Genomic DNA, 23,678 nt, shown 5'->3' on the forward strand with positions numbered 1-23,678 from the left:
GGTTCGACGGCGGTCGGTTCGTAGCGTGGGGGAATCGCATCCCGTTCTCGGATGTCACGAGCCATTCCCCCACGGAGGACCATCATGACGATCGCCACTGTCTCGAACGCCCGCGAGATCTCGCGTCTCGACGAACTTCCCGTCGACCTCATCGACGACCTGCCGAACGCGGAGGACGGTGCCGGGGCCACCCCGAGCTCACCGCGGAACGGGCTCGGCAACTCGTTCGACCGCATCCAGGCCGGCATCCAGGGCTGGCTGCGCCATTGGGAGCCGCAGCGGCTGCCCGCGTTCACCGCCGTACGCGACGAGATGCCCGAAAGCGATCGCGGACGCAGCGCCCTGCGTGCCGCACCGACACAGCCCGACGGCGCGGTGCGCATCACCGCCGCGCTGTACGACCCGCCCAACCGCGAGGGCGCGCCCCTCAGCTGGTCGCGCAACTGGGCGAGCGTCGCAGTGCTGCCGGCAGCGCGCGATGCCGGCCGTCTCTACTACCGCTTCCGCGTGTCGAGCCGCCTCGTGCTCGACGGGCAGGCGTCGCTCAGCCTCGCGTCGACGAGCGTGAACTTCGGCATCGTCCCCGATGCGGCGAAGGCCAGCCCGTTCGAGACCCCGGGGTTCGCGACGCCGATCATCCGCCCGCTCGTCGGCGTGCAGTGCCGCGAGGACCAGGACGCGTCGGCGTCGCAGGTGTTCGAGGGATCCATCGCCGTGCGCCAGGGCGACACTCCGGCAATGGCGTTCGTGATCGGCACCGACCTGCTGTTCCAGCAGGGCTGGGTGCGCGTGCACGAAGGATCGAGCACGTGGATCGGCACTCCCGAGCCGGGCGCGAGCGGCACGATCGAGTTCCGCTACGCACCCGCCGCGATGCTGCGCGTGCTCGGCCGACTCGACGAGCCACACGGCGACTGACGCGGTTCGGCAATCCGTTTCGACGCAGCGCGCCCCGGCTAGACTCGCCGGATGGCGCGCTTCGTCATCGTGCTCCCACTGATGCCGCTCGCCGCGGGCGACGAGTTCACGGTGTCGAACTGGCCGCTGCACGTCACGCTCGTCGAGCCGTTCGCGACGGAGCATCCTGCCGGCCTCGTCGCCGACGCGGTGCGTGCGGCCACCACCGGCACCGCCGTGGTGCGAGCCGCCGCCGGCGAGGATGCGATGTTCGGGCGTCGCCGCGACGTGCCGGTCACGCTCGTGCGCGACGGCGGTGAGCTCGCCGCGCTCCGGCGGCGAACGCTCGACGCCCTGCACCGTGCGGGCATCGACACGGGCCGTCTCCGAGCCGACTTCCGCCCGCACGTCACCCGCAAGCACCACGGCCGCCTGCACCCCGGCGACCGTGTCACGCTCGACACGGTCGCGGTGATCGACATGCGACCGCCCGAAGGGTCGCACCACCGGCGGGTCCTCGACGCGTGGCGACTCGATGCGGCATCCGACCCGGCATCGGCGCCGCAGCGCTGACGTCGCCGTCAGCGGGCGGTCGACCGCCCGACGGCCGCGTCGGCATCGGCCGCGTCAGCATCGGCCGCGGCCCCGCGTTTCTGCCACGGCCACCGGCCCGAGACCTCGAGCTCGAGCGACCAGCTCAGGAACGTTCGGATCAGCACGATGATCGCGAGCACGACCACCGAATCGAACGTCGGCGTCACGGCGACCGTCTTGATGATGTCGGCGGCGACGAGCAGTTCGAGTCCGAGCAGGATGGCCCGGCCGAGCACGCGCCGGAACCTGGTGTAGACCGGACTGCGCCGACGCAGTCCACGCAGCGCGGCATCGACGATCGCGTAGAGCACGCCGACGACGATCGCGATGACGCCCAGGATGTCGATGACCTCGCCGACCATCGCGATCACGCTGCCGAACTCCATCGCGCACCCCCTGCGGCACACGCTAGCCCCGGCGGTGGCGGACGGCGGTGCGACGTGCCGCAGACGCCCGGCTCATGGATCCGCACACGCAGCAAGGACCGGGGCGCGCCTTCCCATGCGCGGCCCCGGTCCTGGTCTGTGCGTGCGGTACGCCCTACGAGTGCTGCAGGTGGTAGCGCAGGCTTGCGAGCTCGGCCTTCAGTGCGGCGGGCACACGGTCGCCGAACTGGGCGAAGTACTCCTCGGTGAGATCGCACTCGGCGAGCCACGAGTCGCGATCGACGTCGAACAGCTGCGTCAACGCGTCATCCGTGATCTCGAGCCCGTCGAGGTCGAGCGACTCGGCCGCCGGCAGCAGGCCGATCGGGGTGTCGACGGTGTCGGCGCCGCCCTCGACGCGGCCGACGATCCACTCGAGCACACGCGAGTTCTCGCCGAATCCGGGCCAGAGGAACGAGCCGTCGGCGCCCTTGCGGAACCAGTTGACCTGGAAGATCTTGGGCGCGTTCTCGCCGAGCACGCGGCCCATCTTCACCCAGTGGCCCCAGTAGTCGGCCATGTTGTACCCGCAGAACGGCAGCATCGCGAAGGGGTCGCGGCGCAGCTCGCCGACGGTGCCCTCGGCCGCGGCCGTCTTCTCGGACGAGATCGTCGCGCCCATGAACACGCCGTGCTTCCAGCTGCGCGCCTCGGCGACGAGCGGCACGTTGGTCGCGCGTCGGCCACCGAACAGGATCGCGTCGATCGGCACGCCGTCGTGCGCGTCCCAGTCGTCGGAGATCTGCGGGCACTGCGCGGCTGCGACCGTGAACCGCGAGTTGGGGTGCGCGGCGGGCCGACCGGAATCGGGCGTCCACGGCTTGCCCTCCCAGTCGGTGAGGTTCGGGGGCACGGTGTCGGTGAGGCCCTCCCACCAGACGTCTCCGTCGGGGCGCAGCGCGACGTTCGTGAAGATCGTGTTGCCCCAGAGCGTCTGCACGGCGGTGGGGTTGGTCGTCTCACCCGTACCCGGGGCGACCCCGAAGAAGCCGGCCTCGGGGTTGATCGCGTAGAGCCGGCCGTCGGCGCCGGGGCGCATCCAGGCGATGTCGTCGCCGATGGTCTCGACCTTCCAGCCGGGGATCGTCGGGCGAAGCATCGCGAGGTTGGTCTTGCCGCACGCCGACGGGAACGCCGCCGCCACGTGGTAGGACTTGCCCCCGGGCGACGTGATCTTGATGAGCAGCATGTGCTCGGCGAGCCAGCCCTCGTCGCGGGCCATCACGCTCGCGATGCGCAGGGCGAAGCACTTCTTGGCGAGCAGCGCGTTGCCGCCGTAGCCCGAGCCGTACGACCAGATCTCGCGGGAGTCGGGGAACTGCACGATGTACTTCGTGTCATTGCTGGGCCACTCGACCTCGGCGCGGCGGTGGCCGACGCCGTCGACGAGCGGGTAGCCCACCGAGTGCAGCGTGCGCACCCACGGCTCGCCGGCCTCGATGAGGCGGTAGACCGCGTCGCCCATGCGGGTCATGATGCCCATCGACAGCACGACGTAGGGCGAGTCGGTGATCTCGACGCCGAGCTGCGAGATCGGGCCGCCGAGCGGGCCCATCGAGAACGGCACGACGTACATCGTGCGGCCCTTCATCGAGCCGTCGAACACGTGCTTGAGTTCCTCGCGCATCTCGCGGGGGTCACGCCAGTTGTTCGTGGGGCCGGCGTCCTCTTCGTAGGTCGAGCAGATGAACGTGCGGTCCTCGACGCGCGCGACATCGCGGGGATCGGTGCGTGCGAGGTAGCTGTTGGGGCGCCACTCGGGGTTGAGCTTGATGAGCTTGCCCTCGGCGACGAGCTGCTTGGTCAGCAGGTCGGCCTCGTGCTTCGAGCCGTCGCACCAGACGATCTCGTCGGGCTTGGTGAGGCCCGCGATCTCATCGACCCAGGCGCGAAGGGCCTGGTCGGTGGTGCCACGCTCGCTGCGGGCGCGGTTGGATGCCTCGGTGCCGGGTGCGACGTCGGAGATGGTCATCGTTCGTGCCCTTCCTGGTGGGTTCCGGCGGTATCCGGAGAAGTTCGTGTTTCCAGAATGCGCCAGTTCGAGACATCCGATGCGGCGATTCGGGTGTTAAGAATCTGCAATCTTTCGATATCCTTAAGCGATGAAGGCAGGCTCACCAGACCTCGCGACCCTCGGCCATCGCATCCGTCACTTCCGCGGCGAGCGCGGCCTCACGCTCGACCAGCTGGGCGACGCGATCGGCCTGGCCGGCAGCCAGTTGTCGCTCATCGAGAACGGCAAGCGCGAGCCGAAGCTGTCGACGCTCGACGCCCTGGCCGCCGCGCTCGCCGTCGAACTTCCTGACCTCCTGGCCCGCGAGGCGCCGAGCCGGCGCGCCGCGCTCGAGCTCGAACTCGGGCGGGCGCAGTCGAGCCCGCTCTACGCGACCCTCGGCCTTCCCGCCATCCGTCCGGGGCGCGGCATCACCGACGACACGCTCGCCGCCATCGTGGGCCTGCACCGCGAACTCCAGCGCCGCGCGAGCGAGGCGATCGCGACCCCCGAAGAGGCGCGCCGCGCCAACACCGAACTGCGCGAGCGCATGCGCGACCGCGACAACCACCTGCCCGAGATCGAGCAGCTCGCCGAAGAGCAGGTCGCCTCGGCGGGCCACCGCACGGGCGCCCTCACGCACCGCGAGGTGAGCGTCATGGCCGAGCGTCTCGGCTTCCAGCTCATCTACGTGAACGACCTGCCCGACTCGACCCGGTCGATCACCGACCTCGCGAACGGGCGCATCTACCTGCCGCCCGCGTCGATTCCCGGCGGCCACGGCCTGCGCTCGATGGCGCTGCAGGCGATGGCCCACCGGCTGCTCGGGCACACGCCGCCCGCGAGTTATGTCGAGTTCCTCTGGCAACGCCTCGAGATCAACTACTTCGCTGCGGCGTGCCTCATGCCGCAGGATGCGTCGGTGGCGTTCCTCTCGCAGGCGAAGAAAGAGAAGCGGCTCGCCATCGAGGACTTCCGCGACGCGTTCGGCGTCACGCACGAGGCTGCGGCGCTGCGCTTCACGAACCTCGCGACGAAGCACCTCGACATGACCCTGCACTTCCTGCGGGTGGCCGGCGACGGCGCGTTGCAGAAGGGATACGAGAACGACGGCCTGCCGCTGCCGACCGACGTCACCGGATCGATCGAGGGCCAGTGGGTCTGCAAGAAGTGGAGCGCGCGAACCGCGTTCGAGCACACGAACCGCACGACCGAGAACTACCAGTACACCGACACGCCCGAGGGCACGTTCTGGTGTGCGACGCAGACCGGGCGAACGGATGCCGCGGAGTTCTCGATCACCGTCGGGGTGCCCTTCGCGCAGGCGAAGTGGTTCCGCGGTCGCGAGACGACGATGCGCGCGGTGTCGACGTGCCCCGACGACAACTGCTGCCGCCGCGCGCCCGACGGCCTGGCCGAGCGCTGGTCGGGCCAGGCGTGGCCGAGTGCGCGCCTGCACGCGCACGTGCTGTCGCCGCTGCCCTCGGGCACGTTCCCGGGCGTCGACGATGCCGAGGTCTACGAGTTCCTCGAGTCGCACGCCGACCAGTAGCCCGCGCCCCCACTCGTCATCGCGGGCGCGAGCGTGTTGCTCGTTCAGGGGATTCTCGCGACACGCGGCGACCATGGCCCCGACCTGCGGCATGTCGCAGAAATCCCCTGAACGAGCAACACGGCCTGAGTCATGAGCTCGAGCTGGGGCATCCGCTGGCGCGATGAAGTAATGGTTGCATTAGTGTGTGCCACACAGTAACGTGTGACGCATGAACACCGACGAGACCACGCTGGGGCACATCCAAGAGCTGCGCCGCGGCACCGTGGTGCTCGCCTGCCTCATCCGACTGCGCACCCCCGACTACGGCTACGCGCTGCTCGAGTCGCTGAACTCGCTCGGCATCCTCGTCGACGCGAACACGCTCTACCCGCTGCTGCGCCGGCTCGAGAAGCAGGGCCTGCTCACGAGCGAGTGGAACACCGATGAGGCGAGGCCCCGCAAGTTCTACCGCACCAGTCCCTCGGGCGACCAGCTCGCCACCGCACTCGCCACCGACTGGCGTCGCATCGACGACGCCCTGGCACGACTCGACACAGGAGATGCACGATGACCACCCTCACCGACCGCTACGTGTGGGCCGCCGCCCGCACCCTGCCCGAGACGCAACGCGCCGAGTTCGGCCGCGAGCTGCGCGAGCGCATCGGCGACGTCATCGATGCGCACGTCGAGCGGGGCGCCGCTCCGGCCGACGCCGAGCACGCCGCCCTCGTCGAGCTCGGCGACCCGCTGCAGCTCGCCTCGAGCTACATCGACCGGCCACTGCAGCTCATCGGCCCGAAGTACTTCCTCACCTGGTGGCGACTGCTGAGACTGCTGCTCGTCATTGTCGTGCCGCTCGCGGCGGCCGGCGTGCTGCTCGGGCAGCTGATCTCCGGGGCCGACATCGGCGAGATGATCGGCTCGACGATCGGCACTGCGCTCCAGGTCGCGGTGAACCTCGGCTTCTGGGTGACGCTCGTCTTCGCGGTGATCGAGCGCTCGCCCGGCGCCTCCGTGCCGGTCTCGACGTGGACGCCCGATCAGCTGCCGCAGCCGCGCGACGACGCCCGGGCCGGGCGACTCGGCGACCTGATCGCGTCGGTCGTGTTCCTCACGATCTTCGCCGTCGCCATCGTGTGGCAGCAATTCGGCCTCGTCTGGATCGACGGCGAGCGCCAGCCGATCCCGATGCTCGACCCGGCACTCTGGTCGTTCTGGCTCCCGTACTTCATCGCGCTCCTCGTGCTCGAGGTGGTCTTCGCGATCGTCATCTACCTGCGCGGCTGGACGTGGCTCATGGCGGCCCTCAACGTGCTGCTGAACCTCGCGTTCACGGTGCCGGCGCTGTGGCTCTTCCTGAGCGGGCAGCTGTTCGCACCCGAGTTCGTCGAGGCGATCGGCTGGCCGTGGGGTCAGGCGTCGGACATCACCGTGACGGTCATCGTGTTCCTCGCGATCGGCGTCACCGTGTGGGACATCATCGACGGGTTCCTGAAGGCCGCGCGCAACCGCGGCGGTTCGGCGCTCGGCGGGTACTGACCCTACGCGTGTTGCCGGATCAGGGGATTCTCGCGACATGCCGTGAACCCGACGGGACAACGCGGCGTGTCGCCGAGATCCCCTGATCCGGCAACACGTATGCGAGGGCCACGCGAGCGCCGGCACCGCCTACTTCGGCTGCATGCGGATCGCGCCGTCGAGGCGGATCGTCTCGCCGTTCAGCATGGGGTTCGCGATGATCGAGCGCACGAGGGCCGCGTACTCGGTCGGATGTCCCATGCGCGAGGGGTGCGGCACCTGCGCCTCGAGCGACGCACGCACGTCGTCGGTCATGCCCGCCATCATGGGGGTCTCGAAGATGCCGGGCGCGATCGTGACGACGCGGATGAGCAGCTTCGACAGGTCGCGTGCGATCGGCAGGGTCATCCCGGCGACCGCCGCCTTCGACGCCGAGTAGGCGGCCTGCCCGATCTGGCCGTCGAACGCGGCCACCGATGCGGTGTTCACGATGACGCCACGCTCGGCGGTCGCGGGCCCCCCGGGCAATGCGGCGCTCACCGGCTCGGTCGCGGACATCGCCGCCGCCGCGAGGCGCGTCACGTTGAAGGTGCCGATGAGGTTCACCCTGATGGTGCGCTCGAAGGCGTCGAGCGGCGCCGGGCCGTCGCGTCCGACGGTGCGGTTCGCGGTGACGATGCCGGCGCAGTTGACGGCGACGCGCAGCGGGCCGAGCGCCGAGGCCGCGTCGACCGCGGCCTGCACCTCGGCCTCGTTCGCCACGTCGGCGGCGATGAAGCGGGCTCGGTCGCCGAGCTCGGCGGCGGCCTCGTCGCCGCGAGGGCCGGGCAGGTCGACGAGTACGACGGAAGCCCCGCCTTCGATGAGTGCGCGGGCCGTGGCGCGCCCGAGGCCCGAGGCCCCGCCGGTGACGATCGCGGAGGCGCCGTCGAGTTCCATGTGGTGTCCTTTCGTGGGTTCAGATGCCGAGTTGCCCGATTCTCACCCGATTCGGGCAACTCGGTGGTGGGTGAACGGCAGGTGGTGGGTGAACGGCAGGTGCCGGGTCAGATGCGTTCGATGACGGTGGCGTTCGCCATGCCGCCGCCCTCGCACATCGTCTGCAGCCCGTAGCGGCCGCCGGTGGCCTCGAGTTGATTGACGAGGGTCGTGAGCAGGCGCGTGCCGCTCGATCCGAGCGCGTGCCCGAGGGCGATCGCGCCACCGCGTGGGTTGAGCTTCGCGACATCCGCCCCGGTCTCGCGCGCCCACGCGAGCGGAACCGACGCGAACGCCTCGTTGACCTCGTACGCGTCGATGTCGTCGTGCGTGAGGCCGGCGCGATCGAGCACCTTCGCGGTCGCCGGGATGACGCCCGTGAGCATGTACAGCGGGTCGCTGCCGACGACCGAGAACGACCGGAACCGCGCCCGCGGCGTGAGCCCCAGCTGCGACGCGCGCTCGGCGCTCATGATGAGGGCGGCGGATGCCCCATCGGTGAGCGGCGACGAATTGCCCGGCGTGATGCGCCAGTCGAGTTCGGGGAACCGCTCGGCGAGCGCATCGGTGCGGAACGCCGGGTTCAGTCCGGCGAGCGAGTCGACGGATGTCGCGGGCCGCACGGTCTCGTCGGTGAGGGAGTCGACGCCGGCGACGGGCACGAGCTCGGTCGCGAACGCGCCCGACTCCCCCGCGGCCGCGGCGAGCCGGTGCGAGCGGGCGGCGAACTCGTCGAGCTCGTCGCGCGTGAAGCCCCACTTCGCGGCGATGAGCTCCGCCGACACACCCTGGTTCACGAGCCCGTCGGGGTACCGCGCCCGGATGCGCGAACCGTAGGGGTCGGCGCCCGCGGCGCTCGAGCCGAGCGGCACGCGGCTCATCGACTCGACGCCGCAGGCGATCACGATGTCGGCGTGACCGGCGAGCACGGCCTGCGCGGCGAAGGTCGCGGCCTGCTGGCTCGACCCGCACTGCCGGTCGATCGTGGTGCCGGGCACGTGCTCTGGGAAGCCCGCGGCGAGCACCGCGCTGCGGGTGATGTTGTAGCTCTGCTCGGCGATCTGGCTGACGCAGCCGCCGATGACGTCGTCGATGAGCGCGGGGTCGAGGTCGTTGCGGTCGACGAGCGCGGTCAGCACGCCCGCGAGCAGGTCGACGGGGTGCACGCCCGAGAGGATGCCCCCGGGCTTGCCGCGCCCGACGGGCGTGCGGATGACGTCGACGATGACGGCTTCAGTGCTCATTCCCCCAGCCTACGGGGATCGGTACTGTTGCCGGATTCGGGGATTCGCCGCGACACGCCGACTCGCGGCGGAAACAGGCGGCGTGTCTTCACGATCCCCGAATCCGCGAACAGCGCGAAGCCGGGGCGCCGGGCGGCGTCCATCAGCCGACGGGCACGGCCTCGCGGGCGAGCAGCACCGGCTGGCGCTCGGGCAGCACGACGGGGTGCGTGCCCGCCATCGCCTCGATGACGCGCACGACCTGGCACGAGTAGCCGTACTCGTTGTCGTACCAGACGTAGAGCACGACGTCGGTGCCGTCGGCGATCGTGGCGAGCCCGTCGACGATGCCGGCGCGGTTCGAGCCGACGAAGTCGGTCGACACGACCTCGGGCGACTCGATGTAGTCGATCTGCTGGCGCAGCGGCGAGGTGAGCGACACCTGCCGCAGGTACCGGTTGAGCGACGCCTTGTCGTCGGCCGGGCGCTCGAGCTGCAGGTTCAGGATCGCGAGCGACACGTCGGGCGTGGGCACGCGGATGGCGCTGCCGGTGAGCTTGCCGGCGAGCTCGGGCAGCGCCTTCGCGACGGCCTTCGCGGCGCCGGTCTCGGTGATGACCATGTTGAGCGCGGCCGAGCGGCCGCGGCGGTCGCCCTTGTGGAAGTTGTCGATGAGGTTCTGGTCGTTCGTGAACGAGTGCACCGTCTCGACGTGGCCGCGCACGACCCCGTAGGCGTCGTTGACGGCCTTCAGCACGGGCGTGATCGCGTTCGTCGTGCACGAGGCGGCCGAGAGGATCGTGTCGGTCGGCTCGATGTCGTCGGCGTTGATGCCGTGCACGATGTTCTTGATGGCGCCCTTGCCCGGTGCGGTGAGCAGCACGCGGGCGACGCCGGTGGAGCGAAGGTGCTGCGAGAGCCCCTCTTCGTCGCGCCAGCGACCGGTGTTGTCGACGACGATCGCGTCGTCGATGCCGTAGGCGGTGTAGTCGATCGTGGCCGGATCGTTCGAGTAGATGACCTGGATGAGCGTGCCGTTCGCGAGGATCGTGTTCGCCTGCTCGTCGACCTCGATGGTGCCGGCGAACGGGCCGTGCACCGAGTCGCGGCGCAGCAGGCTCGCGCGCTTGACGAGGTCGTTCTCGCTGCCCTTGCGCACCACGATCGCCCGCAGGCGCAGGCCGTGGCCCCCGCCGGTGTGGGCGATCAGGATGCGGGCGAGCAGCCGCCCGATGCGGCCGAAGCCGTAGAGCACGACGTCGGTTCCAGATGCCTCGGGCGCGACGCGCTCGGCGCCGTCGTCACCCGACACGATGACGGACTCGAGCTCGGCGCGCACGAAGTCGACCAGCTCGCGGGCGTCGCCCTCGCCGACGGCGTCGGCATAGCGGTTGACGAGTCGCGCGACGTCGATCGAGGCGGGCCCGGGAGCGATCTCGCGTAGCGCCTCGAGCACGCGCATGGTGTCGGCGAGGTCGAGCTCGACGTCACCCGCCTGCCGGGCGAAGCGGTGCGCCTTCAGCAACTCGATCGCCGAGCGGTTGATGAGCCGACGGCCGTGGATGGAGGTCACGACCCCGTGGTCTCGATAGAGGCCGCCGATGAGCGGAATCATCCGCTCGGCGAGCTCTTCTCGGGCGATCCACTCGGCACGTCGGGCGTCGAACTCGTGAGTCACGTTCATCCTCTCGGCCGAGCGCGCGCGGGTGGGCAGCATCGACCACGTCAGTCAGTTGGGGTGTGCCCGTATTGTATCGAAGCGCCGACGCACGAATCCTGTACACGATGGCGCGAGCGGATGTCCCGACCGGCCACCGTGGCGTGGGACATCCGCTCGCGCCGCTGGCGACTCCGACACTGGTGCCACCTGGCATCAGTGTCGGAGTCACCGGGGTTGTGCGGTCACTCTGATTCGCCGAGGCGCGGCGCGTCGACAGCCTCGGTGCCGTGGCCGATGCGGCGGTACACGTCGGGCTTCGTGCGCCGCAGCCGGTACGCCCAGGGCACGGCGAGCACGCCGGGCACGATCGCGATCGCGGGAAGCACGAACGTCAGCGCGTTCGACTCGGCCTGCCCGAGCAGCACGTCGAAGTTCACGACGATGAGCACGGCGACGACCGCGAGCGACAGGGCGGCGATGACCGGGGCGACCAGCCGGCTGCCGATGCCGACGCCGCGCGGGTCGCGGCGGAAGTACCCGATGACGGCGACCGACACGAGCGCCATCAGCACCACGAGGCCGAACGCGCCGGTGTTGGTGAGCCAGGTGAAGAGCGTGATCACGGGGTAGGGGCCGTTCTCGGGGTTCCAGCCGGTCTCGCCGATCACGAACGCGGCCACGACCACGACGGCCACCGTCGTCTGCACGACGGACCCCGCCCACGGCGCGCCGCTGCGCGCGCGGACCGCGGCGAGGCGTGCCGGCAGCACGCCCTCTCGCCCGAGCGAGAAGATGTAGCGGGCGACGGCGTTGTGGAAGCTCACGAGGGCTGCGAACACGCTCGTGATGAAGAGGATAGACATGAGGTCGACCCAGAGCACGCCGAGGTGCTGGGCCACGAACCCGAAGAAGAGCGGCGGGCCCGCCTCGGCCGGAGTGATGCCGGTGGGGTCGACGATCTTCTCGGGCCCGATGGCGAGCGCGAGCGCCCACGACGAGATCGCGTAGAACACGCCGATCACGCCGACTGCGAGGAAGGTCGCCCGCGGAATCGTGCGGCGCGGGTCCTTCGACTCCTCCCCGTAGATCGCCGCCGATTCGAAGCCCATGAACGCGGCGATCCCGAAGGCCAGCACGGCGCCCACGCCGGGCACGAAGAGCGCCGCGGGGCTCATCGGCGCGGCTGAGAACCCCTCGGCGGGATTGGCGAACGCGACGACGTCGAACACGATCACGACGACGAACTCGAGGGCGACGAGCACGCCGAGCACCTTGGCCGAGAGGTCGACGCGGTTCACGCCCATCCAGGCGATCACGGCGATGCAGGCGAAGACGAAGAGCCACCATGGGATGTCGACGCCGGTCTTCTCGAGCACGAACATCGAGACCTGGAACCCGAACATGCCGTAGATGCCGATCTGCATGGCGTTGTAGGCGATGAGCGCGACGATCGAGGCTCCGACGCCCATCGGCCGACCGACGCCCTGCGAGACGTACGCGTAGAAGGCGCCCGCGTTGGTGATGTACCGGCTCATCGCGGCGTAGCCGACGGCGAAGATCGCGAGGGCGACCGCGAGGATCACGTAGCCGAGCGGGATGCCCAGCACGTGGGTGACCGAGAATGCCGACGTCGCACCACCGGCGATGACGGTCAACGGGGCTGACGCGGCGACGATGAGGAACGCGACCGACAGCACGCCGAGCTTGCGCGGTGCAGTGCGCCGACGGTCGGGATCCGTGCCCGACCCGCTGGCGAGCTGCTGGGGACTCACGCTCATGGGAACTCCTTCGTTCTGGGCGAGACGATACTCGTGGGGATGGCCCCGATCCTCGTCGCTGCGCCGCCTCGGGTCTTGCCCGCACCGGCACGCCACTTGACTCCGCGGGCATGAACGCCCGTCAGCCGGATCGAGCGCCGACCGTCGAATAGGGTGCTTGTCGTGAGTGACTCTCCGGGAAGACAGTCGTTGCTGCGAGCGACGATCACCGTGGTCGCGCGGGGCGGGCTGCGCGATCTCACCTATCGGGCGGTCGCCGCCGAGGCGGGGGTCTCGCACGGACTGGTGCGCCACCACTTCGGCACGCGGGATGCGCTCATCGCCGAGGCACTCGAGTTCGCCGTCGAAGAGAGCCTGCGCGAGTCGAGCATGGTCGAGGGGCCGTCGGATGTCGCGCACTTCGCCTCGGGCGTCGAGTCGCTGGCCGCCCGCAGCACCGACATCCAGGCCTTCCAGTACGAGCTGCTGCTCGAATCGCGACGGCGGCCCGAACTGCACGCCGCCGTGGCCCGTTACTACGAGACGTACCGGCGGGTCACCGGCGAGCGCCTTCGCACACTCGGGGTCGCCGACCCCGACCTCGTCGAGACGATCTGGTTCGCGCTCGACGGCATCGTGTTCAAGCAGCTCGTGATGGGTGAGCAGGCCGACGCGGAACGCGTGCTCGCCCGGATCCGCCGGCTCATCGAGGAGCACGCCACTCGCGATTGACCTTCGCATGAACACCCGCCCCCCTTGACTATCCATTTGGATAGTCCTATGGTGATCGCACCTCACTTGACAGGCCGACACCAAAGGCGGTTCCCATGGCCAACGATCTCTCCTCCCGTCACGTCTGCATCGTCGGCGCGGGCTTCTCCGGCCTCGTCGCCGCCCGCGAACTCGAAGCGGCCGGCGTGCGCGTGACGATCTACGAGGCGCGAGACCGCATCGGCGGCCGCGCCTGGACCGAGGAGCGCCTCGGTCACACCCTCGAGCTCGGCGCGACGTGGGTGCACTGGATGCAACCCTTCATCTGGACCGAGATCACCCGATACGGGCAGTCCATCCACCCGAGCCCGGCCGCCGACCGCGCCTACTGGCTGAGCGACGGCGCCGTGTACGAGGGCACCGAGGCCGAGCTCGACGCGAAGCTCGAACGCCCCCAGGCCGCGATCTTCGAGGGCTCCCGCGAGCTGTTCCCGTACCCGCACGACCCGCTGCGGGTACTCGAGAGCGACGACGACGCGTTGCGGCGGCGATTCCTCGACGCCGACCGCGGCAGCGTGCTCGACACCCTGCGCGACGGCGACTTCACGCAGGAGGAGATCGACCTCGCCGACGCGTACTGGTCGGCCGGCTACAACGGCCCCACCGCGAGCGCATCGCCGCTGATGGCGAAGCACTGGGCGTCGCTGAGCGACCACCGGCTCTCGCTGCTCGACGAGCAGACCCTGCGGTTCAAGCTCGACGGCGGCATGCGCGGCATCTACGAGCGCATCGCCGCCGACCTGAGCGCCGAGATCCACCTCAGCACCCCCGTCGCCGGCGTCGAGCACGACGACGCGGGCGCCCGGCTCACGCTCGCCGACGGCAGCGTCGTCGACTGCGACGCCGTCATCGTGACCGCCCCGCTCGGCGCACTCGACCGCCTCGACTTCTCGCCGGCGCTTCCCGAGCAGTCGCGGGCCGTCATCGCCGAGGGCTTCAACTGCACCGGCTTCAAGATCTGGATCAAGGTCGCCGGGCACCACTCCCTGATCGCCTATGCGCCGACGGGCAACCCGATCGCCCTCGTCCGCAGCGAGTATTTCCTCGACGACGACTCGACGATCCTCGTCGGATTCGGCCCCGACCACACGGCCATCGACCTCGACGACCCCGTCTCGGTGCAGGAGCTCGTGCGCCGCTGGCGCCCCGACCTCGAGGTGCTCGAGACGACCGGCCACGACTGGAACGCCGACCCGTGGTCGGGGCAGACGTGGGCGTCGCCGCGCAGCGGCCAGTTCGTGGAGGGCTGGAGCCTGTTCCACGGCCGCGAGACCCGACTTCGATTCGCCGGCGCCGACTGGGCCAAGGGCTGGAACGGCGTCGTGGTCGACGGCGCCATCGAGACGGGGATCACGACCGCGCGCGGCCTCATCGACGAGTTCCGCGAAGGGTGATCGCGATGAGCCTCGGAAGCCCTGCCGTGTCAGCGCCCCAGCGCACGCCGCATGCGGCCGAGATCACGGACTTCTCGCGATTCCGCACCGCGGTGAGCGAGTCGTTCGTGCCGCTGCATGTGACCAGCGATCGTCCCGACCCGTTCCGCGGCTCGATCAGCCACGCCGCGGTCGACGGCGTGCACTTCTCGATCGTGTCGGCGACCGAGCACACCGTGGAGCGCACGCCGCGCCTGATCGCCGACACCGAGCGCCGGTACTTCAAACTGGGAATCCAGCTCGAGGGCACCGGCCTGCTGGTGCAGGACGACCGCGAGACGCTCATGCAGCCCGGCTCGCTCGCCCTCTACGACACCGATCGGCCGTACTCGCTGGCCTTCGACGGCGCAGTGCGCTGCCTCGTCGTGATGTTCCCGACCCACATGATCGACCTCCCCCTCGGCGCGGTCGCACAGCTCACCGCGACACCGCTCGCGCGCAGCGGCGGGGTCGGCCCCGTCGTCGCGCCGTTCCTCGAGAACCTGGCCGCACACCTCGACCAGGTGAGCGGGACCGGCGGAGGACGCCTCGCGCGCAACACGATCGACCTCGTCGTCACGATGCTCGCGAACGAACTCGATCTCGCGCGCATCGAGACCGCCCCACGGCAGCGGCGCTTCGCAGAGATCACCCGCTACATCGACGAGCACCTCTCGGCCGCCGACCTGGTGCCCGGCACGATCGCCGCCGCCCACTTCATCTCGCCGCGTCACCTGCACGCGATCTTCCACGAGAACGACACGACCGTCTCGACCTGGATCCGCCGACGGCGGCTCGAGCAGTGCAAGCGGCAGCTCGAGGACGCGCGGTTCGACGACTGGTCGGTCATGCGCATCGCCGGCGAGTGGGGATTCACCGACCCCGCGCACTTCAGCCGCGCCTTCAAGGCGGAGTTCGGCTGTTCCCCGCGGCACGCGCGCAACGGGCGCTGACCCCGGCGCGGTCGTGCACGCACGATCAAGATCGGGGCCTGCACACGCAAGTCCTGCGTCGCCCGTCTGCATAGCGTGAAAAGCCCAGACTCAACGTGGAGGAACCATGAACAGCCCGACCGACGTCCTCGAAGCCAGCCACACCGCCCTGCTCGCCGACATCGCCCCGCAGACGCCGGGTGGTCGCGTGATCCTCGACCCGGCGACCGGCGAGATCGTCGGCTACGCCCCGGTGCACACGGTCGAAGACCTCGAGGCGGCCGTCGCGACCGCGCACGCCGCGCAGCCCGGGTGGGCCGGCCTGGGCCATGAACGGCGCGGCGAACTGCTGCTGGCGGCCGCGGACGCGATCGATGCGAAGGCCGAGGCGCTCGCGCAGATCCTGACCCGTGAGCAGGGCAAGCCGCTGAACGGCCCGAACGCCCGGTTCGAGGTCGCCGGCGCATCCGGCTGGTTGCGCGCGGCCGCAGTGACCCCGCTCGAGCCCGAGGTCGTCGTCGACGACGGCGACACGCACGCCGAACTGCACTACCGCCCGATCGGCGTTGTCGGCGCGATCGGCCCGTGGAACTGGCCCCAGATGATCACCGTGTGGCAGATCGCCCCCGCGCTGCGCATGGGCAACAGCGTCGTCGTGAAGCCCTCCGAGCACACCCCGCTCAGCGTGCTCGCCCTGATCGCGGTCATCAACGAGGTCCTGCCCGAGGGCGTGTTGAACATCGTCGTCGGCGACGGCCAGGTCGGCGCCGCCCTGACGGCGCACCCCTGGTCGGGAAGGTGATGTTCACCGGGTCGACGGCGACCGGCAAGGCCATCATCCGCTGCTCGGCCGACACCGTGAAGCGTCTCACCCTCGAACTCGGTGGCAACGACGCCGGCATCGTGCTGCCCGACGCCGACCCGGACGCGATCGCCCAGGACCTGTTCTGGGGCGCGTTCATCAACACCGGCCAGACCTGCGCGGCCCTCAAGCGCCTCTACGTGCACGACGACATCTACGACCGGGTCGTCGACGCCCTCACCACGGTCGCCGCCGCCATGCCGATGGGTGTCGGCACGAACGAGCAGAACGTGCTCGGCCCGCTGCAGAACCGGGCGCAGTTCGACATCGTCGACCGCCTCGTCGATGCCGCGAAGGCGTCGGGCGCTCGCGTCGTGCTCGGTGGCGACCCCGACCGCGATCAGCCGGGCTACTTCTACCCGACCACCCTGATCGCCGACATCGACAACGACAACCCCCTCGTCGCCGAGGAGCAGTTCGGCCCTGCCCTGCCCATCATCCGCTACCACGACCTCGACCACGCGATCGAGATGGCCAACGGCCTCGACGTCGGCCTCGGCGCGTCGGTGTGGTCGGCCGACCGCGCCCGCGCCCGCGAGGTCGCGGCCCGCATCGAGGCCGGCACCGTGTGGATCAACTCGCACGGCGGCGTGCACCCCATGATCCCGTTCGGCGGCGCCAAGCAGTCCGGCTACGGCCTCGAGTTCGGCACCGAAGGACTCAAATCCCTCGGCGTCCCGCAGGTCATCAACGGCTGAACCCCGTCCACCGCTGAGGCGGACAACGCACGGATGCCGCGGGCCCGACCGGCCCGCGGCATCCGTGCACCTGCGATCAGTCGGCGAGCGGCTCGTCGTCGACGAAGCGGATGTCGTGCGCGGCGATACGCTGCGGCACGCCGTCGAATGCGGCGGCGCGCGCGTCTGAGGCCATGTACGCGGCTTCGAGGACGAGGAACTCGTCGCGGTCGCCGGGCGTGCTCACGGCCCACACGAACTCGTTGCTCTCACGGATGCCGTACGCGAACTCGATGGCGAACCCGGCCCCGGTGCGAACCTCGACCACCGCCTCACGCCACCAGGCGACGAACTCGTCATAGGTTCCGTCGACGAGGATGTACCGGCGCAGTTGGATCGTCTTCATCCGATCATTCTGGTGCACGTCGACCTCTCGTCTGCGCCGGCCGACCCCTTACACGCATCGTGACTGGCCGCGCAACCGCTCGACATGCCCGGCCTTCGTGTGGTCGAGTGGGTACCGAGATCTCCACCGGCGCCCCTGCACGCGTGGGATCGCAACGGAAAGGGAAGATCCATGAACATCCTCCTGATCATCGTCGCCATCATCGCGATCATCCTGCTGTTCACCGGCGGATTCGTGTCGTCGCTCCAGTTCCTCCTGTGGGTCGGTATCGTCCTGCTGGTGATCGCTGCGATCGTCTGGCTCGTGCGCATGATGGGCAGCCGCAGGGCCTGACCCGCGTCGCTCCGTCGACCTCGCGGCGTCGAAGCCGACGCGTCGAGTCGTCGAACCGTGCCCCCGCGGCGACGGTTCGATAGACTCGGTGCGTCCAGGCGCCGCGAGGCGCCGGTGCTCGAAAAAAGGGCACGAAGCCGATCGGGCAGACACCCGGGCCGCGCGAGACACATACGGAACCCGCATCCGTCACCGTCTCGAAAGGCGTCAGCATGCCCACCGTCTCCGCGCTCGTCGCGCACACCCTCTCCGCCCACATCGATCACGTCTTCGGCGTGATGGGCAACGGCAACGCCCTGTTCCTCGACGCCCTCGACCGCACGTCGACGAGCTACACCGCCATGCGCCACGAGGCGGGCGGGGTCGTCGCCGCCGACGCGCACTTCCGCGCCTCGGGCCGCATCGCGGCGGCCACAGCCACCTATGGCGCGGGCTTCACGAACACGCTCACGCCGCTCGCCGAGGCGGCGCAGGCGCGCATCCCGCTCGTGCTCGTCGTCGGCGACGAACCCACGACGGGCGCGCGCCCGTGGGACGTCGACCAGATCGCGATGGCCTCGGGCGTCGGCGCGCGCACGTTCACGGTCGGGCGAACGGATGTCGCAGCGACGACCGTGCTCGCGATCGAGCACGCGCTGGCCAACCGCACGGCCGCCGTACTCGCGATTCCCTACGACGTCGCCGGCCTCGAGGTCGGCGAGGCCGACGCGCGAGCGGATGGCCCGACTCCGGCCCTGCGCCTTCCCGCGCCCGTCACCCCGAAGGGCGAGTTCGCCACGCGGGTGCTCGTCGACACGGTTGCGGCACTCGCCGCGGCGCGACGCCCGTTGCTGCTCGCCGGACGCGGCGCCTGGCTGGCAGACGCGGGTGAGGCGCTCGGCGCCCTCGCCGATGCGACGGGCGCCCTCACGCTCACGACCGCGCTCGGCCGTGGCGTGTTCCCCGACGACCGCTACGACCTCGGCGTGGCCGGGGGCTTCGGCGCCGAAGCGGCGATGCGTCTCGTGCGCGAGGCCGACGTCGCCGTCGTGTTCGGCGCGTCGCTGGGCCAGTTCACGATGCGCTTCGGCGAGCTCTTCGCTCCCGGCACGCGCGTGGTGCAGGTCGACGTCGCCGCGACGGCGACGCACCCGAACGTGTCGACCTTCCTCCGCGCCGACGCCGGCGTCATCGCCCGCGCCCTGGTCGACGAGCTGCGCGTGACCGGTGCGAGCCCGTCGGGCTGGCGCGAGTCGGTCGACGTCACGGCCGCCCGCGCCTATGAAGCCGGCGACGCGGTCGCCTCAGACGGCCGGCTCGACCCTCGCAGCGTCGCGGTCCGCATCGGCGAGCTGCTGCCCGCGGATCGCGTGGTCGTCTCCGACGGCGGCCACTTCATCGGCTGGGCGAACATGTACTGGCCGGTCGCGTCGCCCGACCGCATGATCATGGTCGGCACCGCGTTCCAGTCGATCGGCCTCGGCTTCCCGAGCGTTCCCGGTGCCGCACTCGCGCGGCCCGACTCGACGATCGTGCTCACGACGGGCGACGGCGGCGGGCTCATGGCGCTCGCCGACCTCGAGAGCGCCGTGCGCGTCGCGGGTGGCCGGGGCGTCGCCGTGGTCTGGAACGACGCCGCGTACGGCGCCGAGGTGAACCTCTACGGGCTCAAGGGCCTCGCCGAGGCGCCCATGCTCATCCCCGAGACCGACTTCGCGGGCCTCGCGGCCGCGGTCGGGGCCGAGGGAGTGGTGGTGCGCGAGCTCGCCGACCTCGACCGGCTCGCCGAATGGACCGCCAGGCCCGCCGACGAGCGCCCGTTCCTGCTGCTCGACTGCCGCATCTCGGGCGGAGTGATCGCGCCCTACCAGCAGGAGATCATCCGCGTGAACAGCTGACGACAACGCGTTCCGGGGCGCATTCCCGTCAGCCTGCATCCTGACCGGATCGCACCCCCTGAGCGCTCATCGCAGATCCGGCCATCATCGAGACACCGGCCGGGCGGCACGAACGAGGAGGGGCCCCGTGCCGCGGCGCGGAACCCCTCCTCAGCAAGCTCAGCGCCTCGCAGCCTCGTCCACGGGCGAGAGCACTTCGTACTCGTCGCCGCGCTTCCAGGTGTCGAAGTGGCTCGACTGCTCGAATTCGATCGAAAGCGGAACGCCGGTGCGGTCGCGCAGCAGGAGGGTGCCGATGACCGAGATCACGACGGTCGCGAGCAGGTAGCCGACGATCGCCCACGTCGTGCCGGTCGCCTGCAGGAGCGCCTGGGCGATGGTCGGGGCGAACGCGCCGCCGATCACGGCACCGATGGCGTACGCGATCGAGACGCCCGAGAATCGCACGGACGCCGGGAAGGACTCCGCGTACCAGGCTGCCTGCGCTCCGTACGTCAGGCCGAGGCCGGCGCCCAGGATGACGGTCGCCCAGGCAACCCCGGCAACGCCCGACTGCACGAGCAGGAACAGCGGCACGACGCTGATCGCGAGCACGACCCAGCCGATCAGGTAGAGCGGCTTGCGGCCGATGCGGTCGGAGAGCCAGCCGGCCAGGAACGTGAAGGCGAGCCACGAGATCGCACCCGCGAGCGCCGCCAGCTGCACGCCGACCGGGTCGAAGCCGTACCCGCCCTCATCCACGGGGCGCGAGGCAAGACCTTGTACGTAGCCACCGGTGGTCATGTACCCGACGGCGTTGTTGGCCATGAACACCAGCGCGCAGAAGAGCACGACGAGGCCGTACTTCTTGAACACCTGGATGATGGGCGCCGACGACTGCTGCGCGGTCTGCTTGATCTCCTCGAACACCGGCGATTCATCGACGGCTCGCCGCACGAGGTAACCGACCACGACCAGAATGATCGAGAGGAAGAACGGGATGCGCCAGCCGAACTCGATGAACGCGTCGCCCGGGAAGGCCGCGCGGATCCAGGCGAGCACTCCCGTGGCGAGCAGCAGGCCGAGGGGCACGCCCGACTGCACGAAGGAGCCGAACAGGCCACGACGGTTGACCGGCGCGTGCTCGATCGCCATGAGGACCGCGCCGCCCCACTCGCCGCCGGCCGAGATCCCCTGCAGGATGCGCAGCAGCAGCAGCATGATCGGCGCCCAGATTCCGATCTGCGCGTAGGTGGGAAGTGCGCCGACGAGCGTCGTCGCCGCACCCATGAGCAGCAGCGTCAGCACGAGCATCGGGCGCCGCCCGATCCTGTCCCCGAAGTGGCCCGCGAGGAAGGCGCCCAGCGGGCGGAACAGGAATGAGATGCCGATGGTCACCAGCGAGAGGATCTGGGCGAGGGCCGGTCCTGCCGGCTCGAAGAAGAGCTGTGCGAAGACCAGGTTGGCCATGAAGGCGTAGATGAAGAAGTCGTACCACTCGATGGTGGTGCCGACGACGACAGCGCCGAGGACCCTCGCGCGCTCCTGTTTCGTGGTGGGATGAGCGGTGCTCTGGGACACGCTGACTCCTTTGTCATGGGTGGGTTCCGATTGATCGGCAGTGGGTGCTCGGGGGAAGCGTTACGGGAACATATACGATTTCATGCCTAATCGTCAAGCGCGTGTCGTGCACTAGTGGCTTCGACGATCTTGCAACTCTGATTCAATATCGTATACGATACCGGCATTGGATGCCAGCGTCCACGAACTCGACCTCCTCGAAGCCTGACATCGATACGGCGCGGCGGTCGGCACGCCCGACCCGCCTCACCGGCGCATCCACCAGCCGAGGCGCTGAATGCACATGGTCGAGCGATCAGGGCTCGACAGGGATCTTTCGAAGGAGAAAGCAATGCAGTTCCATCACCACGGCTACGTCTCGCACGATCCCCGAGTGCTCCCCGCCGCCGGCATCGGGCTCGACCGGCCGGAGGATCTCCCCGACGAGATGGACGTGCTCGTCGTCGGCACCGGCCCCGCCGGCATGTTGCTCGCGGCGCAGATGTCGATGTATCCAGACGTGCACACGCGCATCATCGAGCGCCGCGGCGACCGGCTCGAGATCGGCCACGCCGACGGCATCCAGGCGCGCTCGATCGAGACGTTCCAAGCCTTCGGCTTCGCCGAGCGCCTGCTCGCCGAGGCGTACCGCATCACCGAGATGCAGTTCTGGCGCCCCGATCCGGCCGACCGCGGCCGCATCCACCGTGCCGACAAGTCGATCGACTCCGCGGCGCTCGACGACTCGACGCTCAGCGAGTTCCCCCACGTGGTCTGCAACCAGGCACGCGTGCAGGACTACTTCGCCGAGTTCGCGGCGTTCTCGCCCAGCCGCCTGAAGCCTGACTACGGCTGGGAGCTCGTCTCGCTCGAGGTCGAGGAGGGCGCTGAGCGCCCCGTCAAGGCCGTTGTGCGTCGCACGGTCGGCGACGAGCAGGGAGCAGAGCGCACCGTGCGTGCGAAGTACGCGGTCGGCTGCGACGGCGCACGCTCGCAGGTGCGCAAGTCGATCGGTGGCCGGCTGCACGGCGACTCCCGCAACCACGCGTGGGGCGTCATGGATGTGCTCGTCGACACCGACTTCCCCGACATCCGCACGAAGTGCGCGATCCAGTCGGGCTCGGGCGGCAACATCCTGCTCATCCCCCGGGAGGGCAACGCGCTCTGCCGCCTGTACGTCGACCTCGGCGACATCGACCCGGAGGACGCTGGCACGGTGCGCGAGACGCCGTTCGAGCGCATCCTCGAGATCGCGCAGGGCATCTTCCAGCCGTACCGGCTCGAGGTGCGCCACGTCGCCTGGTGGAGCGTCTACGAGGTGGGACAGCGGGTGACCGACACGTTCGACGACGTCAAGCCCGAGGAGCGCGGCGAGAAGAAGCCGCATGTGTTCATCGCCGGCGACGCCTGCCACACACACTCGGCGAAGGCCGGCCAGGGCATGAACGTGTCGATGCAGGACACCTTCAATCTGGGCTGGAAGCTCGGCTCGGTGCTCACCGGCCGCAGCCCCGAGTCGCTGCTCGACACGTACTCGGTGGAGCGACAGGTGGTGGCGCAGAAGCTCATCGACTTCGACCTCGAGTGGTCGACTCTCATGGGCGCGAAGGTGCTCGATCCTGAGCACACTGAGCTCGGCGGCGTCGACCCGGCCGAAGTCACCGCACACTACGTGAAGAGCGAGATCCGGGCCTCGGGATTCGGCACGCACTACGAGCCGTCGACAGTCACCGCCGAGGGCGGGTTCCAGCACCTCGCGACGGGCTACCCGATCGGCGAGCGCTTCTGGTCGGCACCGGTCGTGCGCGTGTGCGACGCCGTACCGATGGAACTCGGTCACCACATGCGTGCCGACGGCCGCTGGCGCCTCTACGCCTTCGCCGATGCACCGGCTCCGACCGAGGGCGGCGAGATCCACCGCTGGGCTGAGTGGCTGCACGACTCTCCCGATTCCCCGTACGTCAGCACGCATCGCGGGGGCGAGGACGCCGGCAGTGTCTTCGACGTCAAGGTCATCTGGCAGCAGGACCACGACTCCATCGAGCCGCGCGATGTGCCGGCGGTGTTCCGGCCCCGCTTCGGCCCGTTCCAGGTGATCGACGACGAGCTCGTCTACGCGGCCGACCCCGCGAACGACATCTTCGAGCGGCGCGGCATCGACCGGGGTGGATGCGTCGTGGTCGTGCGCCCGGACATGTTCGTCGCGACCGTGCTTCCGCTGGACCAGCCGGAGCTGCTCGCCGAGTTCTTCGAACCGGTGCTGCTGCCCGCCTGACGGGGCGACAACTCG

Annotated in this window: 19 protein-coding genes and 1 pseudogene; 12 read left to right on the top strand and 8 right to left on the bottom strand. The window is 70.0% G+C overall.

Annotated features, from left to right (window positions below):
* Nucleotides 1–84: 84 nt before the first annotated feature.
* Complete coding sequence (locus LSF15_RS02145) at nt 85–918, top strand: hypothetical protein (RefSeq protein WP_232496871.1); 834 nt, start codon at nt 85–87, stop codon at nt 916–918.
* 51 nt (nt 919–969) lie between these two features.
* Nucleotides 970–1,470 carry a 2'-5' RNA ligase family protein gene (locus LSF15_RS02150; RefSeq protein WP_232496872.1) on the top strand — a complete coding sequence of 167 codons (501 nt, stop codon included), beginning with the start codon at nt 970–972 and terminating at the stop codon, nt 1,468–1,470.
* Nucleotides 1,471–1,478: 8 nt separating this feature from the next.
* Here the strand turns inward: LSF15_RS02150 and LSF15_RS02155 are convergent, their stop codons facing one another.
* Both LSF15_RS02155 and LSF15_RS02160 read right to left on the bottom strand, forming a co-directional pair.
* Nucleotides 1,479–1,877: a DUF1622 domain-containing protein gene (locus LSF15_RS02155; protein WP_232496873.1), complete on the bottom strand. Its 399-nt coding sequence runs from the start codon at nt 1,875–1,877 to the stop codon at nt 1,479–1,481.
* A 154-nt stretch (nt 1,878–2,031) separates the two neighbouring features.
* Nucleotides 2,032–3,888: a phosphoenolpyruvate carboxykinase (GTP) gene (locus LSF15_RS02160; protein ID WP_232496874.1), complete on the bottom strand. Its 1,857-nt coding sequence runs from the start codon at nt 3,886–3,888 to the stop codon at nt 2,032–2,034.
* Between the two features lie 130 nt (nt 3,889–4,018).
* Between LSF15_RS02160 and LSF15_RS02165 the strand changes: the two genes are divergently transcribed.
* The 3 genes from LSF15_RS02165 to LSF15_RS02175 all read left to right on the top strand — a co-directional run bounded on the left by LSF15_RS02165 (nt 4,019) and on the right by LSF15_RS02175 (nt 6,982).
* Complete coding sequence (locus LSF15_RS02165) at nt 4,019–5,461, top strand: helix-turn-helix transcriptional regulator (protein WP_232496875.1); 1,443 nt, start codon at nt 4,019–4,021, stop codon at nt 5,459–5,461.
* Nucleotides 5,462–5,672: 211 nt separating this feature from the next.
* Nucleotides 5,673–6,014, top strand: coding sequence for a PadR family transcriptional regulator (locus LSF15_RS02170; RefSeq protein WP_232496876.1), 342 nt, complete (start codon nt 5,673–5,675; stop codon nt 6,012–6,014).
* Entirely contained in the window at nt 6,011–6,982 is a 972-nt protein-coding gene (locus tag LSF15_RS02175; RefSeq protein WP_232496877.1) for a hypothetical protein, read from the top strand. Before LSF15_RS02170 ends, LSF15_RS02175 begins: the two co-directional genes overlap by 4 nt.
* Nucleotides 6,983–7,111: 129 nt before the next feature.
* Here the strand turns inward: LSF15_RS02175 and LSF15_RS02180 are convergent, their stop codons facing one another.
* The 4 genes from LSF15_RS02180 to LSF15_RS02195 all read right to left on the bottom strand — a co-directional run bounded on the left by LSF15_RS02180 (nt 7,112) and on the right by LSF15_RS02195 (nt 12,600).
* Nucleotides 7,112–7,900 carry a 3-hydroxyacyl-CoA dehydrogenase gene (locus tag LSF15_RS02180; RefSeq protein ID WP_232496878.1) on the bottom strand — a complete coding sequence of 263 codons (789 nt, stop codon included), beginning with the start codon at nt 7,898–7,900 and terminating at the stop codon, nt 7,112–7,114.
* A 107-nt stretch (nt 7,901–8,007) separates the two neighbouring features.
* Nucleotides 8,008–9,183 carry a thiolase family protein gene (locus LSF15_RS02185; protein ID WP_232496879.1) on the bottom strand — a complete coding sequence of 392 codons (1,176 nt, stop codon included), beginning with the start codon at nt 9,181–9,183 and terminating at the stop codon, nt 8,008–8,010.
* A 142-nt stretch (nt 9,184–9,325) separates the two neighbouring features.
* Nucleotides 9,326–10,804, bottom strand: a complete 1,479-nt coding sequence (locus LSF15_RS02190; RefSeq protein ID WP_372459889.1) for a glyceraldehyde-3-phosphate dehydrogenase — start codon at nt 10,802–10,804, stop codon at nt 9,326–9,328.
* A gap of 260 nt (nt 10,805–11,064) precedes the next feature.
* Nucleotides 11,065–12,600, bottom strand: a complete 1,536-nt coding sequence (locus LSF15_RS02195; protein WP_232496880.1) for an APC family permease — start codon at nt 12,598–12,600, stop codon at nt 11,065–11,067.
* Between the two features lie 162 nt (nt 12,601–12,762).
* On the opposite strand from LSF15_RS02195, the gene LSF15_RS02200 reads away from it, so the two are divergent.
* The 4 genes and pseudogenes from LSF15_RS02200 (at nt 12,763) to LSF15_RS02215 (ending at nt 17,254) form a co-directional block, all read left to right on the top strand.
* Nucleotides 12,763–13,311 (top strand): TetR/AcrR family transcriptional regulator, encoded by a 549-nt coding sequence (locus LSF15_RS02200; protein ID WP_232496881.1) that lies wholly within the window; start codon nt 12,763–12,765, stop codon nt 13,309–13,311.
* Nucleotides 13,312–13,406: 95 nt separating this feature from the next.
* Complete coding sequence (locus LSF15_RS02205) at nt 13,407–14,744, top strand: NAD(P)/FAD-dependent oxidoreductase (RefSeq protein WP_269756072.1); 1,338 nt, start codon at nt 13,407–13,409, stop codon at nt 14,742–14,744.
* A gap of 5 nt (nt 14,745–14,749) precedes the next feature.
* On the top strand, nt 14,750–15,715 hold the full coding sequence (locus LSF15_RS02210; protein ID WP_232496882.1) for an AraC-like ligand-binding domain-containing protein: 966 nt from the start codon (nt 14,750–14,752) through the stop codon (nt 15,713–15,715).
* Nucleotides 15,716–15,821: 106 nt separating this feature from the next.
* A pseudogene (locus LSF15_RS02215) lies at nt 15,822–17,254 on the top strand (aldehyde dehydrogenase family protein).
* A 76-nt stretch (nt 17,255–17,330) separates the two neighbouring features.
* On the opposite strand, the gene LSF15_RS02220 reads toward LSF15_RS02215, so the two are convergent.
* Nucleotides 17,331–17,639 carry a hypothetical protein gene (locus tag LSF15_RS02220; protein WP_232496883.1) on the bottom strand — a complete coding sequence of 103 codons (309 nt, stop codon included), beginning with the start codon at nt 17,637–17,639 and terminating at the stop codon, nt 17,331–17,333.
* Nucleotides 17,640–17,810: 171 nt separating this feature from the next.
* Between LSF15_RS02220 and LSF15_RS02225 the strand changes: the two genes are divergently transcribed.
* Complete coding sequence (locus LSF15_RS02225) at nt 17,811–17,972, top strand: hypothetical protein (RefSeq protein WP_232496884.1); 162 nt, start codon at nt 17,811–17,813, stop codon at nt 17,970–17,972.
* A 212-nt stretch (nt 17,973–18,184) separates the two neighbouring features.
* Nucleotides 18,185–19,849: a thiamine pyrophosphate-binding protein gene (locus LSF15_RS02230; protein ID WP_232496885.1), complete on the top strand. Its 1,665-nt coding sequence runs from the start codon at nt 18,185–18,187 to the stop codon at nt 19,847–19,849.
* 159 nt (nt 19,850–20,008) lie between these two features.
* On the opposite strand, the gene LSF15_RS02235 is transcribed toward LSF15_RS02230, so the two are convergent.
* Entirely contained in the window at nt 20,009–21,409 is a 1,401-nt protein-coding gene (locus tag LSF15_RS02235) for an MFS transporter (RefSeq protein WP_232496886.1), read from the bottom strand.
* Between the two features lie 331 nt (nt 21,410–21,740).
* Between LSF15_RS02235 and LSF15_RS02240 the strand changes: the two genes are divergently transcribed.
* Nucleotides 21,741–23,663 (top strand): FAD-dependent monooxygenase, encoded by a 1,923-nt coding sequence (locus tag LSF15_RS02240; RefSeq protein WP_232496887.1) that lies wholly within the window; start codon nt 21,741–21,743, stop codon nt 23,661–23,663.
* The last annotated feature ends 15 nt before the right edge of the window (nt 23,664–23,678 follow it).

The sequence above is a fragment of the Agromyces humatus genome (assembly GCF_021228295.1).
In the GTDB taxonomy this organism is placed as follows: Bacteria; Actinomycetota; Actinomycetes; order Actinomycetales; family Microbacteriaceae; genus Agromyces; species Agromyces humatus.

Coding starts and splice junctions, on each gene's coding strand:
- LSF15_RS02210 (WP_232496882.1), top strand. CDS start 14,750: ATGAGCCTCGGAAGCCCTGCCGTGTCAGCGCCCCAGCGCACGCCGCAT.
- LSF15_RS02155 (WP_232496873.1), bottom strand. CDS start 1,877: ATGGAGTTCGGCAGCGTGATCGCGATGGTCGGCGAGGTCATCGACATC.
- LSF15_RS02150 (WP_232496872.1), top strand. CDS start 970: ATGGCGCGCTTCGTCATCGTGCTCCCACTGATGCCGCTCGCCGCGGGC.
- LSF15_RS02230 (WP_232496885.1), top strand. CDS start 18,185: ATGCCCACCGTCTCCGCGCTCGTCGCGCACACCCTCTCCGCCCACATC.
- LSF15_RS02175 (WP_232496877.1), top strand. CDS start 6,011: ATGACCACCCTCACCGACCGCTACGTGTGGGCCGCCGCCCGCACCCTG.
- LSF15_RS02225 (WP_232496884.1), top strand. CDS start 17,811: ATGAACATCCTCCTGATCATCGTCGCCATCATCGCGATCATCCTGCTG.
- LSF15_RS02240 (WP_232496887.1), top strand. CDS start 21,741: ATGCAGTTCCATCACCACGGCTACGTCTCGCACGATCCCCGAGTGCTC.
- LSF15_RS02170 (WP_232496876.1), top strand. CDS start 5,673: ATGAACACCGACGAGACCACGCTGGGGCACATCCAAGAGCTGCGCCGC.
- LSF15_RS02205 (WP_269756072.1), top strand. CDS start 13,407: ATGGCCAACGATCTCTCCTCCCGTCACGTCTGCATCGTCGGCGCGGGC.
- LSF15_RS02160 (WP_232496874.1), bottom strand. CDS start 3,888: ATGACCATCTCCGACGTCGCACCCGGCACCGAGGCATCCAACCGCGCC.
- LSF15_RS02165 (WP_232496875.1), top strand. CDS start 4,019: ATGAAGGCAGGCTCACCAGACCTCGCGACCCTCGGCCATCGCATCCGT.
- LSF15_RS02185 (WP_232496879.1), bottom strand. CDS start 9,183: ATGAGCACTGAAGCCGTCATCGTCGACGTCATCCGCACGCCCGTCGGG.
- LSF15_RS02180 (WP_232496878.1), bottom strand. CDS start 7,900: ATGGAACTCGACGGCGCCTCCGCGATCGTCACCGGCGGGGCCTCGGGC.
- LSF15_RS02195 (WP_232496880.1), bottom strand. CDS start 12,600: ATGAGCGTGAGTCCCCAGCAGCTCGCCAGCGGGTCGGGCACGGATCCC.
- LSF15_RS02145 (WP_232496871.1), top strand. CDS start 85: ATGACGATCGCCACTGTCTCGAACGCCCGCGAGATCTCGCGTCTCGAC.
- LSF15_RS02220 (WP_232496883.1), bottom strand. CDS start 17,639: ATGAAGACGATCCAACTGCGCCGGTACATCCTCGTCGACGGAACCTAT.